Here is a 17,890-nt window from a genome sequence, read left to right as displayed (position 1 = left end):
ACTCAGGTCCGCCGGCTTGCGCGCTGACTGCGATAAGTATCAAGCACCACCGCCACCACGATCACTGCGCCGGTGATGATGCGTTTGGTGGGTTCAGTCGCACCGATCTGCGCGAGACCGGCCGCCAATACGGAAATGATCAGAACCCCGAAGAACGTACTGATGACCGACCCGCGGCCACCCATCAGGCTGGTGCCGCCGATCACGACCGCGGCGATCACTTGCAACTCCAACCCGGAGCCGGCATTCGGATCCGCCGCTTCCAGGCGAGAAATCTGAAACAGCGCAGCGATACCGGCCAACAGCCCCATCAGACTGAATACCAGGATCTTGTAGGGCTTCGGATTGATCCCCGCCAGACGCACCGCCTCTTCGTTGGTGCCGATGCCGATCAGGTAACGACCGAACACGGTACGCGTCAGCACGGCCTGGGCAATGAAGATGATCAACAAGGCAATGATGAACGACGGCGAGATGCCGAAGGCGATCGGGTTGGATAACCAGGCAAAGGCATCACCGATGTAGGCGGTGCGCGACCCAGTCATTTGATAGGCCACACCGCGGGCCATTTCCAGCACGCCGAGGGACACGATGAACGACGGAATCCGCCAGGCCACCGTGATCGAACCGGTGATGGTGCCGGCCAGTGCTGCCGCCGCCATTCCGAGCAGCGCCGCAGGCAACACGCTCCAGCCCCAACCGAGAATGGCCACGCTGACCGTTGACGCCGCGAGCGCGAGCACCGAGCCTACCGACAGGTCGATGCCGCCGATGATCAACACGAATGTCATGCCGACCGCCAGCACCATCAAGTCCGGAATCTGGTTGGCCAAGGTGCTGAAGGTGTCATAGGACAGGAAATGGCTGCTCAGAACCGAGAACAGCGCGACCATTGCCAGCAAGGCACCGGCCAGCCCCAGATAGGTACCGAGGCCGTAGAAGTTGCCACTACGTTTGCCGACAGTCACTGCAGTATTCATGCGAGATCCCTAGGCGCTGCTTCATTGAGCAACGCATCACGTTTTTGGTAGCCGGCGAACGCGGCGGCAAGCAAATCATCCTGGGTCCAGCTGTCACGCTCAAAGGTGTCGATCAGACGTCCCGCCGAGAGCACGCCGATGCGGTCGCAGATCAACATCAGTTCACGCAAATCGCTGGACACCACCACGAGCGCTTTGCCTTGACGGGTCAGCTCACCGAGCAAGGCATAGATGTCAAACTTGGCGCCGACGTCGATGCCACGCGTTGGCTCGTCGAACAACATCACCGAGCAATCGCGCTCAAGCCACCGGCCGATCACGACTTTCTGCTGGTTACCGCCGGACAGTTCCGACACCAGTTGCGTCGGGCTGGAGCTGCGGATGCGCATGGCGTCGATCTGACGCTGGGCCAGGGCCATCTCGTCACCGTTGTTGACGAAGCCGCCGCTGGAAATTACCGGCATATTGCCCAAGGCAATATTCGCGCTGATCGATTGAGTCAGCAGCAGGCCTTCGCCCTTGCGGTCTTCGGTGATCAGGGCGATGCCATGACCGACCGCGTCAGCCGGTGACCGGATACTGACAACCTGTGCTGGCGAACCGAGCGCGACCGTGCCGCTGTGCGCTGTATCAGCACCGAAGATCAAGCGCAGCAACTCGGTGCGCCCTGCCCCGATCAAGCCGGAAATTCCGTAGATCTCTCCGGCACGCACCTCGAAGGACACATCGCGAACCTTGTCGGAACGGGTCAGCCCTTTGACCGTCAAGGCTGGAGCGCCGATCTTGCGCGGGCCCATGTCGATATGTTCGCCGAGTTCACGACCGACCATCAGCGTCACCAGTTGCTCGCTGTTGTAATTGGCCATCGGCTCGACGCAAACCAGGTTGCCATCGCGCAGTACCGCAATACGCTGGGCGACCCGCGCCAGCTCTTCGAGACGGTGCGAGATATAGATGATCGACACGCCGCGAGCTTGCAGACGAGTGATCTGCTCGAACAGCATCTCGACTTCACGGTTCGTCAACATCGCGGTCGGTTCGTCGAGGATCAGCACGTGGCAATCGCCGATCAGGTTGCGGGCGATCTCCACCATTTGCTGGTGGCCGATGCCCAATTCGCCCACCAGCGTGTCCGGGTCAATCGCGTCGAGGCCAACCTGGGCCATGGCTTCGATCGCAGCCTTGCGCAATTGCCTGCGACTGATCCAGCCGCCCTTGCTGGGCAGGTTATCGAGAAACAGGTTTTCCGCCACCGACAGGGTCGGCAACAGATTGAGTTCTTGCATCACCATGCGGATGCCGAGGTCTTCGGCCTGGGTGCGGCTTGCGGGGCGGTAATCCTGCCCCTGGAATTGCATGCGGCCTGTGGTCGGCGTGACCAGCCCGCCGATGATCTTCGACAGCGTGCTTTTTCCCGCGCCGTTTTCGCCGGTCAGCGCCAGCACTTCACCGCGCATCAGCGTCAGGTCGATGCCGGTCAGGACCGGTTGGGCGTAGGTCTTACCGATACCGCTGACCGAGAGGACAGCGTTCGGGGCGGAAACTGACATAAAAACTCTCCATGCGCTCGCCCCGACGGGCGAGCACCGTTGTGTCGCCAGAAGGACTACTTGGTGACCAGCTCTACCGGAGTTTCGATCACGCCATTGGCGCCGCCGTCGACTTTCTCACCCTTGATGATCTTCAGCGCAGTCTCGATGCCAAACACCGCTTGCCTGGCTGCAAACTGGTCAGCCGTGGCCAGAACGCGGCCATCCTTGAGCATTGGCTTGATGGCGTTGATGTTGTCGTAACCGACCACCTGCACCTTGCCGGCCTTGCCCGCTGCACGTACGGCGGATACTGCACCGACGGCCATGCTGTCGTTGCCGGCCAACAGGGCTTTGACTTGCGGGTATTCGCTGAGGATCGAGGCAGCAACCTTGTTGCCTTTGTCGATTTCCCAGTCACCGGACTGCAAAGAGACGACCTTGATCTGCGCCGCTTCCATTGCATCCTTGAAGCCTGCGGTTCTCTGCTGCGCGTTGGTGGTGGTTGAAACGCCTTCGATGATACCGACTTCGTCTCCGGCCTTCAGTTGCTTGGCCAGGTACTCGCCCACCAGACGCGCGCCTTTGCGGTTATCCGGGCCTACGAACGGTACGGTGATGTTTTTGCTTTTGACCACAGCCGGGTCCAGCTGGTTGTCGATGTTGATCACGGTGATACCGGCATCGATGGCTTTCTTGATAACTGGAACCATGGCTTTGGAATCAGCCGGCGCGATGACCAGCGCATTGACCTTGGCCAGAATCATTTGCTCGACGATGCGTGTCTGGCCAGCCGTGTCGGTTTCGTCTTTGATGCCGTTGGAGATCAGCTCGAAATCGCCGGAGTGGTCTTTCTGATAGGCCTTGGCACCGTCTTCCATGGTCAGGAAGAATTCATTGGCCAAGGATTTCATGACCAGCGCGACTTTGGGTTTTTCAGTCTCGGCGAAGGCCGAAGAGACGGGCAACGCGACGGATGCGGCAGCCAGCATAGCGACAGCGAGAAGACGTCCAGCGAATGGCAGCTTCATGGGTTCACTCCGATCTTATGATTATTGTGAGCAACGCTTGCGCTGGCGTAGGCTTCATTGCGCTCGCTGATGGAAACCACCGGGAGCACCGCGCAAACGTTTGCGGAGACCGAACTATGCGAACCCTGCCGTGATTTGTCAACGGCCGGGAAAGACGTTTTGCGGGGTAACCGGCAAACACCGGGTATTTACGTCAGGCCGTCGTGTTAACCACCGATCCGTCACCCGATCGCTTGGCCATTTCCTTGTAAAGGCTGTTGGCCGTTTCCATTATTGCAGCAGTGGTATCGGCCATTTGCCCCTGAATCGCCATCACTACGGTGGTCTTGGCTTCAGGCGTCGGGTAAGACGCCGATTGGGCCGCTGCCAATTGTTGCTGTTGCTGACGCAGTTGCTCTTGCAGTTCTTTCAGGCGCTTGAGCAAAATCTTTTCCGCCACCGAAGCGTTGTCGGCGCCATCCGTTTCAGTCGACGCCTGCGCACTTTTTTCCAAGCCGACAGCGCCGGTTCTGACTTGCTTGCTGTCGCTTTCCTTCGTACCCAACGCTTGATCCGCGGCATCGGCCGTCTGATCGCTCAACGCTTGAATCGTAGCGGCGGACTTGCCGCCGATGGTGACGCCTGCGGCGTATGGAATACCAATGGATAACGACATGTGAACTCCTGAGTAGAAAGATCCTTTAAAGGAACATCGACCGAAGCGCGGGTTTCTTTAGCAGTGATTCGCAATCTCGCAAGGCGATTTTTTCTACAGAGGTCGTAGTACTTTTCGGAGAGCCGAACACAAACGCTCAACGCGTTCGGAAACCCGGACAACAGACTGTGTAACCATTCTGGCCAATAAAATAAATACTGATACGAATCATCAAGTTAAAAATTTTTCTGATTCAAAGTACGACTGGTACAGATCCTGCTCATCTCATTCACCCCAAGCGTTCAGATCCGCTTGGGGCGCATCTAGATGAACCTGCATCAGCACCGTCTCACTACTAGAGAGAAAAATAATGACATCTGCTTTCAAGACCTTTGTTCCGGGCGCTTTAGCCCTCTTGCTGCTCCTGCCTACTGCCCTTCAGGCAAAAGAAGTCGAAACCCAACAGAAACTGGCGAACGTGGTGATCCTGGCCACCGGCGGCACCATTGCCGGTGCAGGCGCCAGCGCCGCTAACAGCGCTACCTATCAAGCGGCAAAAGTCGGCATCGAACAATTGATCGCCGGGGTTCCGGAACTCAGCCAGCTGGCAAACGTTCGTGGCGAACAGGTCATGCAGATCGCGTCCGAAAGCATCACCAACGACAACCTGCTGCAACTGGGTCGTCGCGTGGCTGAACTGGCCGACAGCAAAGACGTCGACGGCATCGTTATCACCCACGGCACCGACACCCTGGAAGAAACTGCCTACTTCCTGAACCTGGTGGAAAAAACCGACAAGCCAATCATCGTTGTCGGCTCCATGCGCCCAGGCACCGCCATGTCGGCCGATGGCATGCTGAACCTGTACAACGCAGTGGCCGTGGCCAGCAGCAAAGAGGCACGCGGCAAAGGCGTACTGGTGACCATGAACGATGAAATCCAGTCGGGTCGCGACGTCAGCAAAATGATCAACATCAAGACCGAGGCGTTTAAAAGTGCCTGGGGTCCACTCGGCATGGTGGTCGAAGGTAAATCTTACTGGTTCCGTCTGCCGGCCAAGCGTCACACCATGGACTCGGAATTCGACATCAAAACCATCAAGAGCCTGCCTGACGTCGAAATCGCCTATTCCTACGGCAATGTCAGCGATACCGCTTACAAAGCGTTGGCTCAGTCTGGCGCCAAAGCCATCATTCACGCCGGTACCGGCAATGGCTCTGTCTCGGCCCGTGTAGTCCCGTCGCTGCAAGCCCTGCGCAAGGACGGCGTGCAAATCATTCGCTCGTCCCACGTCAACGCCGGCGGTTTCGTACTGCGTAACGCCGAACAGCCAGACGACAAGTACGACTGGGTTGTGGCGCATGACTTGAACCCGCAAAAGGCCCGCATCCTGGCCATGGTCGCACTGACCAAGACCAACGACAGCAAAGAGCTGCAACGGATGTTCTGGGAATACTGATTCGCCCTCGCCTGACCGGTTCCGGTCGGGCACTGCTTTCACCACTCGCCTACCCAGGCGAGTGGCTCACACTCCCTTCCGATATTTCGATAAAAATCTTCCATTCGTCCTACACCAAACGGAAAAAATTGCTGTCAGAGGATTTTCTTGAATTTTAAGCAGTTGCGAAAATGCTTACAGTTAAATACTGTATGCACGTACAGCTTAATAAGGATAATTCCGTGGCCACCACCTCTGCCTCTCCTGACTCCTATGCACGCATGGGTATGCGCGTTCAAAAAATCATCAATTCCCCTACCGCTCAAAAAGCCAAAGCAGCCTTGATCTTCCGTCTACCGGACGAACCCGCGGATGAGTGGGAACAATTGCTCGAAGAAATCGACGAGAACGACAACGTCACCCTCGCCTATCGCGACGATGGCGGCGTGCAGATTTTTTGGGTTGTGCCGAAGGAAGATTGAGCCAATGAGTGTCCGCTGGTTTGCTTTGCTGTTTTTGCTCATCACCCTAGGCGCCCAGGCTGGCGCCCCACGCACTTTCAACGAAGCCAAGAAAGTTGCCTGGAAGCTCTACGCACCGCAATCCACAGAGTTCTATTGCGGGTGCAAATACACCGGCAACAAGGTCAACCTCGCAGCCTGCGGTTATGTACCGCGTAAAAACGCCAAGCGCGCTTCCCGCATCGAGTGGGAGCACATTGTTCCGGCCTGGCAGATCGGCCATCAGCGTCAGTGCTGGCAAGAAGGTGGGCGCAAGAACTGCACGCGTTACGATCCGACCTACCAGAAGGCCGAAGCCGACCTGCACAACCTGGTGCCGAGCATTGGCGAAGTGAATGGCGATCGCAGCAACTTCAGCTTCGGCTGGTTGCCGGTGCAGTCGGGCCAATATGGCTCGTGCCTGACCCAGGTCGATTTCAAGGCGAAGAAGGTCATGCCCCGCCCGTCCATACGCGGCATGATCGCCCGAACGTATTTCTACATGAGCAAGCAGTACGGTCTGCGCCTGTCGAAACAGGATCGACAGCTCTACGAAGCCTGGAACAAAACCTATCCGGTAGAGGCCTGGGAACGACAGCGCAACCAAAGCGTGGCGTGCGTCATGGGCCGCGGCAACGAGTTTGTCGGCCCGGTCGACATGAAAACCTGCGGCTAAGCGCTCGCTGAAAACACAAAGGCCTCGGGTTTGATACCCGAGGCCTTTGTCGTTTCTAACCGTCCACTTTGTTGTAGCGCCAATAGCCCATCAGATTGAGTGATTCCTTGGCAATGCCGCATTCCTTGATCAAGTATTTGCGCAGACTCATCACGGCAACCGTCTCCCCGGCGATCCAGCCGTAGAAGCCATCACGGGCAGAGTCGGACGTTTCCCAGAGCATGTCTTCGTCGACATCGACTTCTGCCAGTTCCACTGTTTCGAATGCTTTCGAAGCGGATGACGGCAGAATGGCCCGACAGACCGCGTCGACCATCAGCGAACCCGCGCCAGTCGCGGTGGCGTGATCTCGAATCAGCCATTCCACCGAAAGCCCGGGCCAGTCAGGAACCGGCAACGCATCGTCCACGCTGTCTACTTCAAAAAACACCTGGGTTATCGGTGGCACGGCAAGCACTGCCAGCTCATCCAGAATGCCGAGCGCCGCGGGCAAGGCCGTGGCGTCGGCGACCAGTAACAGGTGCTTGAGCTGTTGAGGCGGCTTCCATTCGAAACCGCCCGCGTCTTGTGCCGAAAACTGGCGATCAGGTGCGACGATCTGGATCGGTTCACCCGCCGCTGCATGAATTGCCCAACGGGATGCAGGGCCGGTTTCGCCGTGCAACACGAAGTCGATATCCACTTCGCCCTGCTCGGCACGCAAATGCCGGATGGTGTAAGTACGCATCGCCGGGCGCTGGGCAACCGGCATCGAGCGGTAACGTGCGTACCATCCATCGCCATGAGCGAGCCTGGCAGGCGAACCGTCCACAGCCGGAAAGAACAGCTTCACGCGCTGGTCGGGGGCCCAGGTCGCCATTTCGGTAACCATCGGACCGGCCAGAGTGACGCGCATCAAATGAGGACTCAGCGCCTTTTTGCGCCGCAGGACTGCGTCGAATATTTTGTAAGGGGTGGCGGAGGCCATGGGGGGAACTCCTACTGGGAATCGACAGTGACTACGTCTGGAAACGAGTCAATGTGGATCCCCTTTAAGGCGTTCCGTCGAAATCCCCCTGGAATAGACTGTTATCGGGTCACGGGATGGTCGACAACCAGCAATTCGATGTTCTGTTTCTTCGCCCGGGTGAGCGCCGCGCGCACTTCTGTCTGTTTGGCCTCGGCCTCGGCTTTCGAACTGAATGGCCCGAGCAAAATCCGGGTTTTTCCATTTTCCTTGACGATATTGGAAACGAAACTGTGCTCAATCAGCCAGCCGCTCAAATCGCTGACCGCCTGAGGTGTTTCGCCTCGAACTTCGAGATCCCATTGTGGTGCGGATGCCACCGAAGGTGCAGCCGCAGCTGCCGATTGCGGCTTTTGCGCCTCAACACTCTTGCCCTCACCGCATCCCGCCAGCGCCAGTACCGCGATTACCAAGACCATTTTGCGCACAACGCTTCCCTCAGAATGCTTAAAGCGGCGATTTTAGCATCCATGAATACTTCCCGAGTGCCGCAAAATGGGCTCAAAACAACGAGAATGATGGTTGCGGCCTCTGTATAGTTACGCCTTGGGAATTAATGCAGCATCTGCGCGTCAGAAAGAGGCACCCAAACCGCGAGACTTCGCACTAATCTATACATACCACCGACCTCTGCACTGTCCGAATCAGGTGCCCTACAAAGCAATCAAGGAGAAGACCATGCTGATACTCACCCGCAAAGTCGGTGAAAGCATAAATATTGGTGATGACATTACGATCACCATTCTGGGCGTTAGCGGCCAGCAAGTCAGAATTGGCATCAATGCCCCGAAAGACGTTGCGGTTCATCGCGAAGAAATCTATCAGCGCATTCAGGCTGGCCTCACCGCTCCAGACAAACCGCAGACTCCCTGAATCCTGCTGCAGTCAGTAGCCAGCCCGTTCGTTACAGCGCAATGGCTGGCTAAAGATTCATGCTCGGCATTTTGCTGAGCACTCGCCTCCTCCCCCCATTACGTGAAGCCGATGCTACCGGCTTCGGCCACGCCGTGGCTGTCAGATTATTCGCTTTAACCCCGACGAATCACGCCGTTATTAGCCGAAGGTCACACCGCGCGCCATGCCGGTGGCTGCAATCACCATCAACATCAACAACAGCGCTTCGATATGGCTGATGCGTGCAAACAGCCTGGCTCGGCCCTGGTCAATCGAAGCGCCCCTGCCCAAGGCGATCCGCCACTTGATCAAGGTGATCATGGGTGCCACTTCAAGCAGCAGAATGATCACGAACAGCGTCATCTTCAGATGGAACAACGGCTGATGAAGGTAATAGTCGGTGCCTTTTTCGTACCCACCGAAGGCCCGCATCAAACCTGTGATCAGCAAAATACCCGCACAGATACCCCATACGTTATCGGCAATCAGCACGCTGCGAACCTGCGCCGTACCGGCGACCAGGCGGCTTAACGCCGTCCCTCGGGTGAGCACCGCCCAGAGGCCCAAGGCAACTGCCAAGAGGTGGATCGCCGCAAGAAACCAGTGAAACAGCATAGGGATGCTCCTGACAGGGAGAAGGAAATGGGCTTGTCAGTAGTAGTCCAAAACCTGGAAATTTGCCCGCCAGGCACCCACAGGCTGAGGGCGATTTTTTCGAAGCCTGCCTGCTCAGGGCGACATGACTGGCGAACAGCCAGCTATCTCCCTATCATGCCGCCCACTGGCCCTTGCGTAAGGAGCCAGAGGATAAACATTCAAAAGGGAATAGACGTGAAAGAGTTCGTAATTGGTGTAAACAACGTAGTTCTGTACGTCGCACTGGCCGTTATCTGGATCGCCGCAGTGGTCATGATCTTCGTTCAGGGCTTCTGGTCCGGGGCAGGCGTTTTCATTATCGGCACCCTGACGTGGTGCATCATCTCCGGCTTCTGGTTTGTACAGTCGGCGACTTATGAAGAACTGAAGAAGTTGAACGCCAGGTAAGATTGGTTTTAGTGGGTTGGACCTACCACGCAAGTCCGGCGTTGTTGAGATGAAACCACGCCAGTAGTGATTCATGCTCTTCATGCAATATTTGTAACGAGGGGCAATCCCCTCGTTACAGTGCCGTCTTGCGCTGTGGGCCTTCCATCAGGCCGGCGATATCACTGGTCATAACGCTGGTCGACGCCAACGATTCGCAGGCAATGACGGAACACATGAATCGATCAACTCCCACACTGGTTCTACTACCTGGAATGGACGGGACAGGTGAATTGTTCGCAGCCTTTGCATCCATCATGGAGCGCGAATTCGATACGCTAATCATCACCTATCCCCCCAATATTCCGCTGAGCTACACAGCGCTGGAGTCGCTGGTCCGAGAGTCGCTGCCGACCGACCGCCCATTCGTACTGCTGGGTGAATCCTTCTCGGGACCGATTGCTATTTCTCTGAGCGCCAGGCAACTCCCCCGGCAAGTGGGACTCGTGCTATGCAGCACATTCGCACGCAATCCAAGACCCATATTCAGTCACTTGAGTTTTTTGCTCGGCGCACTGCCTGCTTCAGGTTGCGCCTGAAGAGGCGGCCGGACACATCCGGGAGTTTTTGAAAACGCTTGAAGGCATTTGAGGCTCTCGGTACTAAAAGCAACCGAACCCACGCACCTACATTGCCTGGCAGCAAGCCCTGAGCAACATAATGTTACATCCCGTCTAGACTCCAACCACAAGTGCCGAAGGTCCCTGGAAGCACTTGCCCCCCAACAGCAAGTCATTCCCATCAACCGACCCGAGTACACAAGATCATGTGTAAATCATGTGATTCAAACCCTATTCAAAAGGCAAGTGGTCGTCGTAGATTTCTTCAGGTTGCCGGACTAGGAGCAGGCGCTCTGCTACTTGCCGGTGCACTGCCCGACACATTCGTTCAGGCTGCCGAGAAAACCGCTGCTCCGCCAAAACCACAAAACTCCATCACTCCTGACATGGCACTTCAAAGGCTTATGGAGGGAAATGAACGGTATGTTTCCGGCAACTCCAAGACACACGACTTCAAGTCAGAGCGGGAAGCCCTGGTCTCCGGCCAGAACCCGTTTGTGTCGGTACTCGGTTGCTCTGACTCCCGTATTGCCCCTGAGTATGCTTTTGACACTGCACGAGGCGATCTTTTCGCCATACGCGTCGCGGGCAATTTCGTTACCGATGAGGGTTTGGCAAGCCTTGAATACTCTGTCGCGGTGCTCGGCGCACCACTGATCCTCGTACTGGGGCATGAGAGCTGCGGCGCGATCAGTGCAGGTATAAAGGCAGTAAAAGATCACACTGTTTTCCCTGGTCACATCCCAAAATTGACTGACGCACTTAAACCTTCCATCGAGAAAGTGCTCAAGCAACCCGGAAGCCTTATCGACAACGCTACAGCGCAGAATGTCAAAGACTCGGTTAACCGCCTTAAAAATGCCTCACCACTGCTGACTGATGCGCTCAGCAAGGGCACGTTGAAGATAGTGGGAGGCGTCTATCGCCTTGCTAGCGGCAAAGTAGACTTGATTGCCTGATTCATTAGCGCTGCATCAATGCCGAGATCCAGATGTGAAGAGCCCAGCGCGATGGCTGGGCTCTGGTTATTTTCTGTTTTCCATCATCTTGTCGGCGAGAGCTTTGGCCCTTTCAATCAACAGGTTCTGCCTGTCTTCATGAGTAGCCCCTCCGACAACCGGTGCCGTCAGATTGCTTTCCGCAATCAACGCAGCACAGAAGTATTGATCCCAAACAGTTCTGTCCTCAGATACCTGCTTGTTCACTTGGTCGGCGATCATATGCGGCTCCTTTTGATGAGGTAGCACCGCTATCTTACGCCTGAATCACTGGCAACCCGTGCCGCTGAAGCTAATCGGCAAACCGGGTGATCATTAACCGGCCCGATGACCAGCGCCTTCAGTCGTCTCTATCATCACGATCACGATCACGATCACGACCGTGATTGCGATCATACCCCTGATCATTGTCGCGACGATCATATCGGCGGTCATACCCTCGATCATCGTCATACCCGCGGTCGTATCCACGACGGTAATCATGACCTCGATCACGATCTCGACCGTACCTTTCTCCGTCGTCCCAGTGAGGCCCACAGCCTCCCAGCAGAAGAGAGCCTGAAATGGCCATGAACATTATTACTGCACGCTTCATTTGAACGTCCTGAATGCAAAGGTCAGCGATATGACCGTCAAGCCGCTCAATGATTCACTGGTCAGATACAGCGAAGTCCAGAACGCCGTAGCGCAAAAAATGGTGGACATAGGCGAGGAGATGCCAGGGTCGATGACCCCGGCTAGCACTGCCGAGCTGAGGGGGAAGTTTGACGCGCAGTGCAAGCCGCTAATGATGGCTGCGTGGTGCGAAGTCTATGAAGATCCAACTGCTTGTGAGGCGTAATGCCTTGGCGGTATCAATACAGGCATCCATCATCGAGTTCGGCCCAGAGTCGGGCTTTTCGTATCTGCCCTGTCACGCCTTCGTCACAACCACCCTGCACAATGCAGCCAGCCAAAAGGATTTGGCCCCATCTACAGAGAGCCCGGCCAAGTGCCGGGTTTTTTCGTTCCATCGACATGCTTTTCACGAAACACTCACAGAACGCAGCGCAGATTGAGCAGACAAAAGGATTTGACCCCATACAGAGAGCCCGCCATGCGCGGGCTTTTTGTTGTCAGCCATTCCAGCTGCAAAGCTGCCCACTCCCTCGAATGGTTTACATGAAGGTGTAAACCTTATTCAGGACGGGACATTGGGTGTCAGGGTGCGCAAAGTGCAACGAAAGCAGTGAGAAATACAGCTACTCGGTTTGCGATAAACACAACGTTTGTCGCCTGTGCAGCACTCACCGTTGAAAACTGACGGAAATGCCATGGGGTCACCCGGACGGCTTTACCTGCAAGCCCTGCCAATACGCAGAAGATGCGAAGACCAAAGCCGAGGCGCTGGCAAAGGTCGCCGAGAGCGACTACGACGAATGGGACTATCGCGGCCAGGACGAATGCAAATACCCGAACTGCGCCACTGTCATGCACCTTGAGTCGGAGGACTACGGCGACAAGAGCATGGACTGCGATACATGCGGCGGCCAATTCGAATTGACCACCGAGCATTCCGTCATCTTCACCAACAAGGTGATCGGCGAACGCATCACCGCCTGACCCATCCTCACCTATTGCGCTGAGTACTGTTTTCAAGCCGAAAGATCAGGCCCAAGAGTCAAATCGATGTCTAGCCTCGCCAATGCTTTACCGCGGGCTAACGCCTCATTGAAGCTGTTGTACTTGGCATTTTCACGGATTGCTTCAACCTGCCTTTCTTTGATCTCAACAGCGATTCTAAGTCCTGTTGGCACAGAATCACTGTCGCTATCCCATTCGAAATCAATCTTCGCTTTAACGCCTCGATGCTCATAGACAACTGGGTACGGCCTATCCACTAACACCATTTCGATCTCCTTGATCCGGCTCCATGCCGGGCTGAACACAAATACCTCACTTCAACGAATCACGCCAGCCGGCGAGGATCCTCTATGTCCGTACAACAGAAGAAACACCCCCTTCGATTTCAAAACTCAATACAGACTCGGCTTCAGCACTCAGGACGATGAGATCGTTGTCGACTTCTTCTGTGGTGGTGGCGGAGCCGGTACCGGCTTGGAAATGGGCTTGGGTCGGGCTGTGAACGTAGCCAAGAATCACAGCCCTCAGGCGATCAGCATGCACACCGTCAATCACCCGGGCGCCGTGCATTACACCACGGACGTATTCGATGGTGATCCGGACACCGAATGCGGCGGCAAGGCCGTTGGCTGGTTCCACATGTCGCCGGACCACACGCACCACAGCCAGGCAGCCGGTGGCCAACCGCGCAAGCGCGAGATTCGTAACCTGTCGTGGATCGGCCTGAAGTGGGCAGGCAAGAAGAAGCCCAGAGTCATCAGCCTGGAAAACGTCAAACAGACCCCGGACTATCTGACCAAGGAGTTCAGCAAAGCCAGGGATGCCGCGCACGCCTACGACAATGTGCCGGCCGGCGAGCGACCCACTTTTCACGAGATCCGCGCTTTAGGGGCATGGCTGTATGAGCAGCAGAAATTCCCACAGGAATACATCCAGGCTTTGATGGGGCATGCGGACGAGAAGATGACGAAGCACTATCAGGAGGGGCACGACGAAAAGAAGATCGAGTACCTGGAGGTGGGCGCCGAATTGGCGTTCTGAGGTGGGAGTTTTGCAAAAGTTTTGCAAATCGCAGGCAACAAAAAAGGGCCCACCTTTCGGTGAGCCCTTCTAGACCGCCCAGCAGAGCGGATTTTGTTTGGTAGGCGCGATTGGACTCGAACCAACGACCCCCACCATGTCAAGGTGGTGCTCTAACCAACTGAGCTACGTGCCTGCTGTGAGGCGGCATTCTACGGAATTCCGGAGGGGTGTCAACACCTTTTTTCGAGCTAACCCTATGAATATGCAAAATATTTAATTTTGCCGCTGCAAAGAAGATTTTGCGGTGGCTGGCGGTCGATTTTTAACTCGGGTAGGATCGATGCACTCGTAAAATATATTAAACAGAGGCTGCAGGATGGCGAACACCCCCTACCCGGAATCCTATTACGCCGCATCGGCCAATGCGGTTCCGCCGCGCCCGGCCTTGCAGGATGACGTAGAGACTGATGTCTGTGTAATCGGTGCTGGTTACACCGGTCTGTCCTCTGCCCTGTTTCTGCTGGAAAACGGTTTCCGGGTCACGGTGCTTGAAGCGGCGAAGGTAGGTTTTGGTGCGTCGGGGCGTAACGGTGGCCAGATCGTCAACAGTTATAGCCGCGACATCGATGTGATCGAGCGCAGTGTCGGTCCCAAGCAGGCTCAGTTGCTGGGGCAGATGGCGTTCGAAGGTGGGCGGATCATTCGTGAGCGGGTTGCCAAATATAATATCCAGTGCGACTTGAAGGACGGTGGCGTATTCGCCGCCATTACCGCCAAGCAGATGGGCCATCTCGAATCCCAGAAGCGTCTGTGGGAACGTTTCGGTCACACGCAGCTTGAACTGATGGATCAGCGCCGCATCCGTGAAGTGGTCGCTTGCGATCAGTACATCGGCGGCATGCTCGACATGAGCGGCGGGCACATTCATCCGCTGAACCTGGTGTTGGGCGAAGCGGCAGCTGTCGAGTCGCTGGACGGCACCATTTATGAGCAATCGCCAGCGGTGCGCATCGAGCGCGGCGCGAATCCGGTGGTGCATACGCCTCAGGGCAAGGTCAGGGCCAAGTTCATCATCGTTGCGGGCAATGCGTATCTCGGTAATCTGGTGCCGGAACTGGCCGCCAAATCGATGCCCTGCGGGACTCAGGTAATCACCACTGAACCCTTGGGCGAAGCATTGGCCAAGAGCCTGTTGCCGCAGGATTACTGCGTCGAGGACTGCAACTACCTGCTCGACTACTACCGTTTGACCGGCGACAAGCGCCTGGTCTTCGGCGGCGGCGTGGTGTATGGCGCGCGGGATCCGGCGAACATCGAGGCGATTATTCGGCCGAAGATGCTCAAGGCCTTCCCGCAGCTCAAGGACGTGAAGATCGATTACGCCTGGACCGGCAATTTCCTGCTGACCTTGTCGCGACTCCCTCAGGTCGGACGCCTGGGCGACAACATCTATTATTCCCAGGGTTGCAGCGGCCATGGCGTGACGTACACGCACCTGGCGGGCAAGGTGTTGGCCGAAGCGTTGCGTGGCCAGGCTGAACGTTTCGACGCGTTTGCCGACTTGCCTCACTACCCGTTCCCCGGTGGACAACTGCTGCGTACACCGTTCGCTGCGTTGGGCGCCTGGTATTACGGATTGCGCGACAAATTCGGCTTCTGACCGATAGACGCAAAAAAGGGGCAACTGCACAGTTGCCCCTTTTCATTTCAGCTCAGGAAGTCAGCCCCTTCGCTGATTGAGCCTCTGCAAGAATTCAGCCCGGCGCTGCTGGTCCATTTCCTCTTTGGCCAAGAGTTCGGGAAGCAGCTCGGCCGCACGCAGGGCATCGAGGATGAAGACACCGTCATCATCACCAATGGCCAGGCTCCCCGGCTGCACCTGAACCTCGCCCACACTGATCGACTGATTGACTTCCCCATGGGCGCCAATGCCACGAGTCGTGTACGCACTGACGTCCCGACAAAAGATCGGCAACCCATGGTGACGCAATGCGCTGACATCCGTGACCGCACCCGACACCACCACCCCGGCCAACCCTTTGATCAGCCCGGCCAGGGTGCGCAGTTCGCCCCAGCAACCACACTCCTCGTCGCCCACACATTCGATCACCAGCACGTCGCCCGGCTCACTCAGCAATAGCGCTTCACGCAAAATGCTGCCATCCGGCGGGAAGACTTTGACGGTGACGACAGTGCCGACCATGCGGATATTGTTGAACAGCGGCTTGATCCCCCGCAGGAAACCCCGATCGGAAAAATGGCCGATGGTTGACGAAGGGATCGACCGGTAGGCGTGGAGCAACTCCGGGGTGACGAGTTGCTGGCGAGGGTTGATCTGATAACTCATCGGCATTTCCCCGGGCGTAGCAGTGGGCAGGTCGAACAATATTCAGCGGGATCGGTAGCCAGGTAGTAGAAGCAACAGGTTCGCCGAAAGTGAATGCTGCGCTGGCCCTCGTCGAGCAGTGTCGGCGGTCGGCGGAAATGGCTCAGCGGGTTGTAATCGAGGCCGAACAGCGCAGGTTCTGCCTGGGTCAGCAACCACCTGAAGTCCGCTTCATAGCGCTCGCGCACTGACGGCTCGTCGATTTTCGCCATGCGTTTTTCATACAACGAATACACGCGCACGGCGGTGTTTTCCCACAAGATGCGCCGTGAAACGCCACTCACACGGTTGAAGGTTTGCCACAGCGGCTTCAACAGTCCTGCAAACAGTGCCTGCACCACGGCTTCCCGCCAGGTCTCGCGCTCACCTGCCTCGTACGTCAGCGGCAGGGAAGGAACCAGCGGCATCGAAGACGTCCACAGCCCTTCATCGTGGCCGTATTCGATCACCGTGTTGTCCAGCGACAGCAGCAGCCCTTTGTCGTACACCGACATGGCGTACAAACAGGCCCCGGTGGCCAGGAATGACAGGCGTTTGCCCAGCAGCGAGGCGGTGATCGCCCGTGACGGTGAGCCAATGACCGGGCTCAATGCGTCCAGCAAACGCTCGCACACCTCTTCCTGCAACAGGTCACGCGCCATCAGCGAGCGTAATGGATCACGCTCGGCGCTGTCCTTCAACCGCAACCCACCGCCCAGCACGTTCCATTCTTGCGCGGTGAAGTGGTGAGCCAGATTCATTGCGGCAATTCCCGACCAAACGGGATGCACATCGGCGTACCAAAGAACGGGTCAGGAATAATCCTGCAGTTGAGATCGAACACGGTTTTGACCAGCGCCTGAGTCAAGACGTCCTCAGGCCGGCCTTGGGCAAATGCCGTACGGTCATGCACCGCAACCATATGATCCGCATAACGGCAGGCCAGGTTGAGGTCGTGAAGCACCATGATGATGGTTTTGTTCTCGAGCCGGTTGAGGTCGCGCAGCAGGTCCAGCACTTCAATCTGGTGAGCCAGATCGAGGAAGGTCGTCGGCTCGTCCAGCAGCACAATGCCGGTGTCCTGGGCCAGGGTCATGGCGATCCACGCACGCTGACGCTGCCCACCGGACAAGGCATCCACCGGCCGATCCGCCAGCGCCTGCAAACTGGTCTGCGTCAGCGCGCGATTGACCATGGTTTCATCCTCGGCCGACCACTGCTGCATCCAGCTCTGATAAGGGTATCGGCCCAGGGCTACGAGCTGGCGAACGGTGATGCCCTCCGGCGCCGTCGGTGTCTGGGGCAGGATGGCCAACTCACGCGCCACCGCCGCCGTGGATTTTTGCTGGATATCCACACCGTTGAGAATCACCGAACCTTGCTGTGGTTTCAGCAGTCGGGCAAAAGATTTGAGCAAGGTACTTTTACCGCAGCCGTTACTGCCAATCAGCACCGAGATCTTGCCCTTGGGCAGTTGCATGTCCAGCGCGTCAATAATCACCTGGCGCTGATAACTCAGGGTCAGGCCGCGACTTGCAATCGACGTCATA

At 56.8% G+C, this 17,890-nt stretch carries 24 protein-coding genes, 1 tRNA gene and 1 pseudogene; 12 read left to right on the top strand and 14 right to left on the bottom strand.

All coding sequences use genetic code 11. The features are described from left to right. Positions 1-2 precede the first annotated feature (2 nt). The 4 genes from ASC74_RS23610 to ASC74_RS23595 all read right to left on the bottom strand — a co-directional run bounded on the left by ASC74_RS23610 (position 3) and on the right by ASC74_RS23595 (position 4,195). Complete coding sequence (locus ASC74_RS23610) at positions 3-980, bottom strand: ABC transporter permease (protein WP_056744476.1); 978 nt, start codon at positions 978-980, stop codon at positions 3-5. Then, a complete protein-coding gene (locus ASC74_RS23605) occupies positions 977-2,530 on the bottom strand; it encodes a sugar ABC transporter ATP-binding protein (RefSeq protein WP_056744474.1) in 1,554 nt (517 codons plus the stop codon). The genes ASC74_RS23610 and ASC74_RS23605 overlap by 4 nt, the downstream gene beginning before the upstream one ends. Positions 2,531-2,586: 56 nt before the next feature. Beyond that, a complete protein-coding gene (locus ASC74_RS23600; protein ID WP_056744472.1) occupies positions 2,587-3,540 on the bottom strand; it encodes a sugar ABC transporter substrate-binding protein in 954 nt (317 codons plus the stop codon). A 193-nt stretch (positions 3,541-3,733) separates the two neighbouring features. Further along, positions 3,734-4,195 carry a hypothetical protein gene (locus tag ASC74_RS23595; protein ID WP_056744469.1) on the bottom strand — a complete coding sequence of 154 codons (462 nt, stop codon included), beginning with the start codon at positions 4,193-4,195 and terminating at the stop codon, positions 3,734-3,736. Positions 4,196-4,544: 349 nt separating this feature from the next. Between ASC74_RS23595 and ASC74_RS23590 the strand changes: the two genes are divergently transcribed. The 3 genes from ASC74_RS23590 to ASC74_RS23580 all read left to right on the top strand — a co-directional run bounded on the left by ASC74_RS23590 (position 4,545) and on the right by ASC74_RS23580 (position 6,788). Further along, positions 4,545-5,633 (top strand): asparaginase, encoded by a 1,089-nt coding sequence (locus ASC74_RS23590; RefSeq protein ID WP_056744467.1) that lies wholly within the window; start codon positions 4,545-4,547, stop codon positions 5,631-5,633. Between the two features lie 170 nt (positions 5,634-5,803). Beyond that, complete coding sequence (locus ASC74_RS23585) at positions 5,804-6,094, top strand: DUF1654 domain-containing protein (protein ID WP_056744465.1); 291 nt, start codon at positions 5,804-5,806, stop codon at positions 6,092-6,094. 4 nt (positions 6,095-6,098) lie between these two features. After that, positions 6,099-6,788, top strand: coding sequence for an endonuclease (locus ASC74_RS23580; RefSeq protein WP_056744463.1), 690 nt, complete (start codon positions 6,099-6,101; stop codon positions 6,786-6,788). Positions 6,789-6,843: 55 nt separating this feature from the next. On the opposite strand, the gene ASC74_RS23575 is transcribed toward ASC74_RS23580, so the two are convergent. After that, positions 6,844-7,755, bottom strand: a complete 912-nt coding sequence (locus tag ASC74_RS23575; protein ID WP_056744461.1) for a siderophore-interacting protein — start codon at positions 7,753-7,755, stop codon at positions 6,844-6,846. Positions 7,756-7,856: 101 nt separating this feature from the next. Continuing rightward, a complete protein-coding gene (locus tag ASC74_RS23570) occupies positions 7,857-8,222 on the bottom strand; it encodes an SPOR domain-containing protein (protein ID WP_056744459.1) in 366 nt (121 codons plus the stop codon). 250 nt (positions 8,223-8,472) lie between these two features. On the opposite strand from ASC74_RS23570, the gene csrA reads away from it, so the two are divergent. After that, the gene (gene csrA / locus ASC74_RS23565) at positions 8,473-8,667 is read left to right on the top strand and encodes a carbon storage regulator CsrA (protein WP_007938114.1); all 195 of its coding nucleotides are present in this window, start codon (positions 8,473-8,475) and stop codon (positions 8,665-8,667) included. Between the two features lie 180 nt (positions 8,668-8,847). Here csrA and ASC74_RS23560 read toward each other — a convergent pair whose 3' ends face one another. Further along, complete coding sequence (locus ASC74_RS23560; RefSeq protein ID WP_046047717.1) at positions 8,848-9,303, bottom strand: DUF2214 family protein; 456 nt, start codon at positions 9,301-9,303, stop codon at positions 8,848-8,850. Between the two features lie 216 nt (positions 9,304-9,519). Between ASC74_RS23560 and ASC74_RS23555 the strand changes: the two genes are divergently transcribed. The 3 genes from ASC74_RS23555 (at position 9,520) to ASC74_RS23545 (ending at position 11,290) form a co-directional block, all read left to right on the top strand. Further along, complete coding sequence (locus ASC74_RS23555; RefSeq protein ID WP_056744692.1) at positions 9,520-9,732, top strand: hypothetical protein; 213 nt, start codon at positions 9,520-9,522, stop codon at positions 9,730-9,732. A gap of 215 nt (positions 9,733-9,947) precedes the next feature. Beyond that, a complete protein-coding gene (locus ASC74_RS23550) occupies positions 9,948-10,310 on the top strand; it encodes an alpha/beta fold hydrolase (protein ID WP_156400842.1) in 363 nt (120 codons plus the stop codon). A gap of 227 nt (positions 10,311-10,537) precedes the next feature. Then, entirely contained in the window at positions 10,538-11,290 is a 753-nt protein-coding gene (locus ASC74_RS23545) for a carbonic anhydrase (RefSeq protein ID WP_056744455.1), read from the top strand. Between the two features lie 66 nt (positions 11,291-11,356). Here ASC74_RS23545 and ASC74_RS23540 read toward each other — a convergent pair whose 3' ends face one another. Further along, positions 11,357-11,551, bottom strand: a complete 195-nt coding sequence (locus ASC74_RS23540; protein WP_056744453.1) for a hypothetical protein — start codon at positions 11,549-11,551, stop codon at positions 11,357-11,359. A 118-nt stretch (positions 11,552-11,669) separates the two neighbouring features. Further along, a complete protein-coding gene (locus ASC74_RS32750) occupies positions 11,670-11,924 on the bottom strand; it encodes a hypothetical protein (protein WP_082555878.1) in 255 nt (84 codons plus the stop codon). Positions 11,925-11,954: 30 nt separating this feature from the next. On the opposite strand from ASC74_RS32750, the gene ASC74_RS23530 reads away from it, so the two are divergent. Then, positions 11,955-12,170, top strand: a complete 216-nt coding sequence (locus ASC74_RS23530) for a hypothetical protein (protein ID WP_056744449.1) — start codon at positions 11,955-11,957, stop codon at positions 12,168-12,170. Between the two features lie 467 nt (positions 12,171-12,637). After that, positions 12,638-12,931 (top strand): hypothetical protein, encoded by a 294-nt coding sequence (locus tag ASC74_RS23525; RefSeq protein ID WP_236713329.1) that lies wholly within the window; start codon positions 12,638-12,640, stop codon positions 12,929-12,931. 32 nt (positions 12,932-12,963) lie between these two features. On the opposite strand, the gene ASC74_RS23520 is transcribed toward ASC74_RS23525, so the two are convergent. Further along, positions 12,964-13,218 carry a hypothetical protein gene (locus ASC74_RS23520; RefSeq protein WP_056744446.1) on the bottom strand — a complete coding sequence of 85 codons (255 nt, stop codon included), beginning with the start codon at positions 13,216-13,218 and terminating at the stop codon, positions 12,964-12,966. Between the two features lie 84 nt (positions 13,219-13,302). Between ASC74_RS23520 and ASC74_RS31935 the strand changes: the two are divergent. Together ASC74_RS31935 and ASC74_RS31885 are read left to right on the top strand one after the other, a co-directional pair. Continuing rightward, positions 13,303-13,732, top strand: a pseudogene (locus tag ASC74_RS31935) (DNA cytosine methyltransferase); the annotation flags it as partial. Then, positions 13,709-13,993, top strand: coding sequence for a tyrosine-type recombinase/integrase (locus tag ASC74_RS31885; RefSeq protein ID WP_201784099.1), 285 nt, complete (start codon positions 13,709-13,711; stop codon positions 13,991-13,993). The pseudogene ASC74_RS31935 and the gene ASC74_RS31885, both read left to right, overlap by 24 nt. 98 nt (positions 13,994-14,091) lie before the next feature. Here ASC74_RS31885 and ASC74_RS23510 read toward each other — a convergent pair. Further along, a tRNA-Val gene (locus tag ASC74_RS23510) sits at positions 14,092-14,168 on the bottom strand. Positions 14,169-14,351: 183 nt separating this feature from the next. Here ASC74_RS23510 and ASC74_RS23505 point away from each other — a divergent pair. Then, positions 14,352-15,635 (top strand): NAD(P)/FAD-dependent oxidoreductase, encoded by a 1,284-nt coding sequence (locus tag ASC74_RS23505; protein ID WP_056744442.1) that lies wholly within the window; start codon positions 14,352-14,354, stop codon positions 15,633-15,635. Between the two features lie 60 nt (positions 15,636-15,695). Here ASC74_RS23505 and ASC74_RS23500 read toward each other — a convergent pair whose 3' ends face one another. The 3 genes from ASC74_RS23500 to ASC74_RS23490 are packed head-to-tail and all read right to left on the bottom strand — an operon-like array spanning position 15,696 to position 17,889. Next, complete coding sequence (locus ASC74_RS23500) at positions 15,696-16,322, bottom strand: RraA family protein (protein WP_056744440.1); 627 nt, start codon at positions 16,320-16,322, stop codon at positions 15,696-15,698. Then, positions 16,319-17,101 carry an IucA/IucC family C-terminal-domain containing protein gene (locus ASC74_RS23495; RefSeq protein WP_056744438.1) on the bottom strand — a complete coding sequence of 261 codons (783 nt, stop codon included), beginning with the start codon at positions 17,099-17,101 and terminating at the stop codon, positions 16,319-16,321. Before ASC74_RS23495 ends, ASC74_RS23500 begins: the two co-directional genes overlap by 4 nt. Then, entirely contained in the window at positions 17,098-17,889 is a 792-nt protein-coding gene (locus tag ASC74_RS23490) for an ABC transporter ATP-binding protein (RefSeq protein ID WP_056744436.1), read from the bottom strand. Before ASC74_RS23490 ends, ASC74_RS23495 begins: the two co-directional genes overlap by 4 nt. Position 17,890: the final 1 nt, after the last annotated feature.

This window comes from Pseudomonas sp. Root329 (assembly GCF_001424925.1).
GTDB lineage: Bacteria > Pseudomonadota > Gammaproteobacteria > Pseudomonadales > Pseudomonadaceae > Aquipseudomonas > Aquipseudomonas arabinosi.
The sequence above is the reverse complement of the archived record's forward strand: the minus strand, read 5'-3'. Positions and strand labels throughout refer to the sequence as shown.

Excerpts from the sequence above, each read along its gene's own strand:
- ASC74_RS23585 (WP_056744465.1), top strand. The coding sequence starts at position 5,804 with ATGCTTACAGTTAAATACTGTATGCACGTACAGCTTAATAAGGATAAT.
- ASC74_RS23490 (WP_056744436.1), bottom strand. The coding sequence starts at position 17,889 with ATGACGTCGATTGCAAGTCGCGGCCTGACCCTGAGTTATCAGCGCCAG.
- ASC74_RS23495 (WP_056744438.1), bottom strand. The coding sequence starts at position 17,101 with ATGAATCTGGCTCACCACTTCACCGCGCAAGAATGGAACGTGCTGGGC.
- ASC74_RS23500 (WP_056744440.1), bottom strand. The coding sequence starts at position 16,322 with ATGAGTTATCAGATCAACCCTCGCCAGCAACTCGTCACCCCGGAGTTG.
- csrA (WP_007938114.1), top strand. The coding sequence starts at position 8,473 with ATGCTGATACTCACCCGCAAAGTCGGTGAAAGCATAAATATTGGTGAT.
- ASC74_RS23530 (WP_056744449.1), top strand. The coding sequence starts at position 11,955 with ATGACCGTCAAGCCGCTCAATGATTCACTGGTCAGATACAGCGAAGTC.
- ASC74_RS23520 (WP_056744446.1), bottom strand. The coding sequence starts at position 13,218 with ATGGTGTTAGTGGATAGGCCGTACCCAGTTGTCTATGAGCATCGAGGC.
- ASC74_RS23590 (WP_056744467.1), top strand. The coding sequence starts at position 4,545 with ATGACATCTGCTTTCAAGACCTTTGTTCCGGGCGCTTTAGCCCTCTTG.
- ASC74_RS23505 (WP_056744442.1), top strand. The coding sequence starts at position 14,352 with ATGGCGAACACCCCCTACCCGGAATCCTATTACGCCGCATCGGCCAAT.
- ASC74_RS23525 (WP_236713329.1), top strand. The coding sequence starts at position 12,638 with ATGCCATGGGGTCACCCGGACGGCTTTACCTGCAAGCCCTGCCAATAC.
- ASC74_RS23540 (WP_056744453.1), bottom strand. The coding sequence starts at position 11,551 with ATGATCGCCGACCAAGTGAACAAGCAGGTATCTGAGGACAGAACTGTT.
- ASC74_RS23610 (WP_056744476.1), bottom strand. The coding sequence starts at position 980 with ATGAATACTGCAGTGACTGTCGGCAAACGTAGTGGCAACTTCTACGGC.
- ASC74_RS23600 (WP_056744472.1), bottom strand. The coding sequence starts at position 3,540 with ATGAAGCTGCCATTCGCTGGACGTCTTCTCGCTGTCGCTATGCTGGCT.
- ASC74_RS23545 (WP_056744455.1), top strand. The coding sequence starts at position 10,538 with ATGTGTAAATCATGTGATTCAAACCCTATTCAAAAGGCAAGTGGTCGT.
- ASC74_RS23605 (WP_056744474.1), bottom strand. The coding sequence starts at position 2,530 with ATGTCAGTTTCCGCCCCGAACGCTGTCCTCTCGGTCAGCGGTATCGGT.
- ASC74_RS23580 (WP_056744463.1), top strand. The coding sequence starts at position 6,099 with ATGAGTGTCCGCTGGTTTGCTTTGCTGTTTTTGCTCATCACCCTAGGC.
- ASC74_RS32750 (WP_082555878.1), bottom strand. The coding sequence starts at position 11,924 with ATGAAGCGTGCAGTAATAATGTTCATGGCCATTTCAGGCTCTCTTCTG.
- ASC74_RS23575 (WP_056744461.1), bottom strand. The coding sequence starts at position 7,755 with ATGGCCTCCGCCACCCCTTACAAAATATTCGACGCAGTCCTGCGGCGC.
- ASC74_RS23560 (WP_046047717.1), bottom strand. The coding sequence starts at position 9,303 with ATGCTGTTTCACTGGTTTCTTGCGGCGATCCACCTCTTGGCAGTTGCC.
- ASC74_RS23550 (WP_156400842.1), top strand. The coding sequence starts at position 9,948 with ATGAATCGATCAACTCCCACACTGGTTCTACTACCTGGAATGGACGGG.
- ASC74_RS23595 (WP_056744469.1), bottom strand. The coding sequence starts at position 4,195 with ATGTCGTTATCCATTGGTATTCCATACGCCGCAGGCGTCACCATCGGC.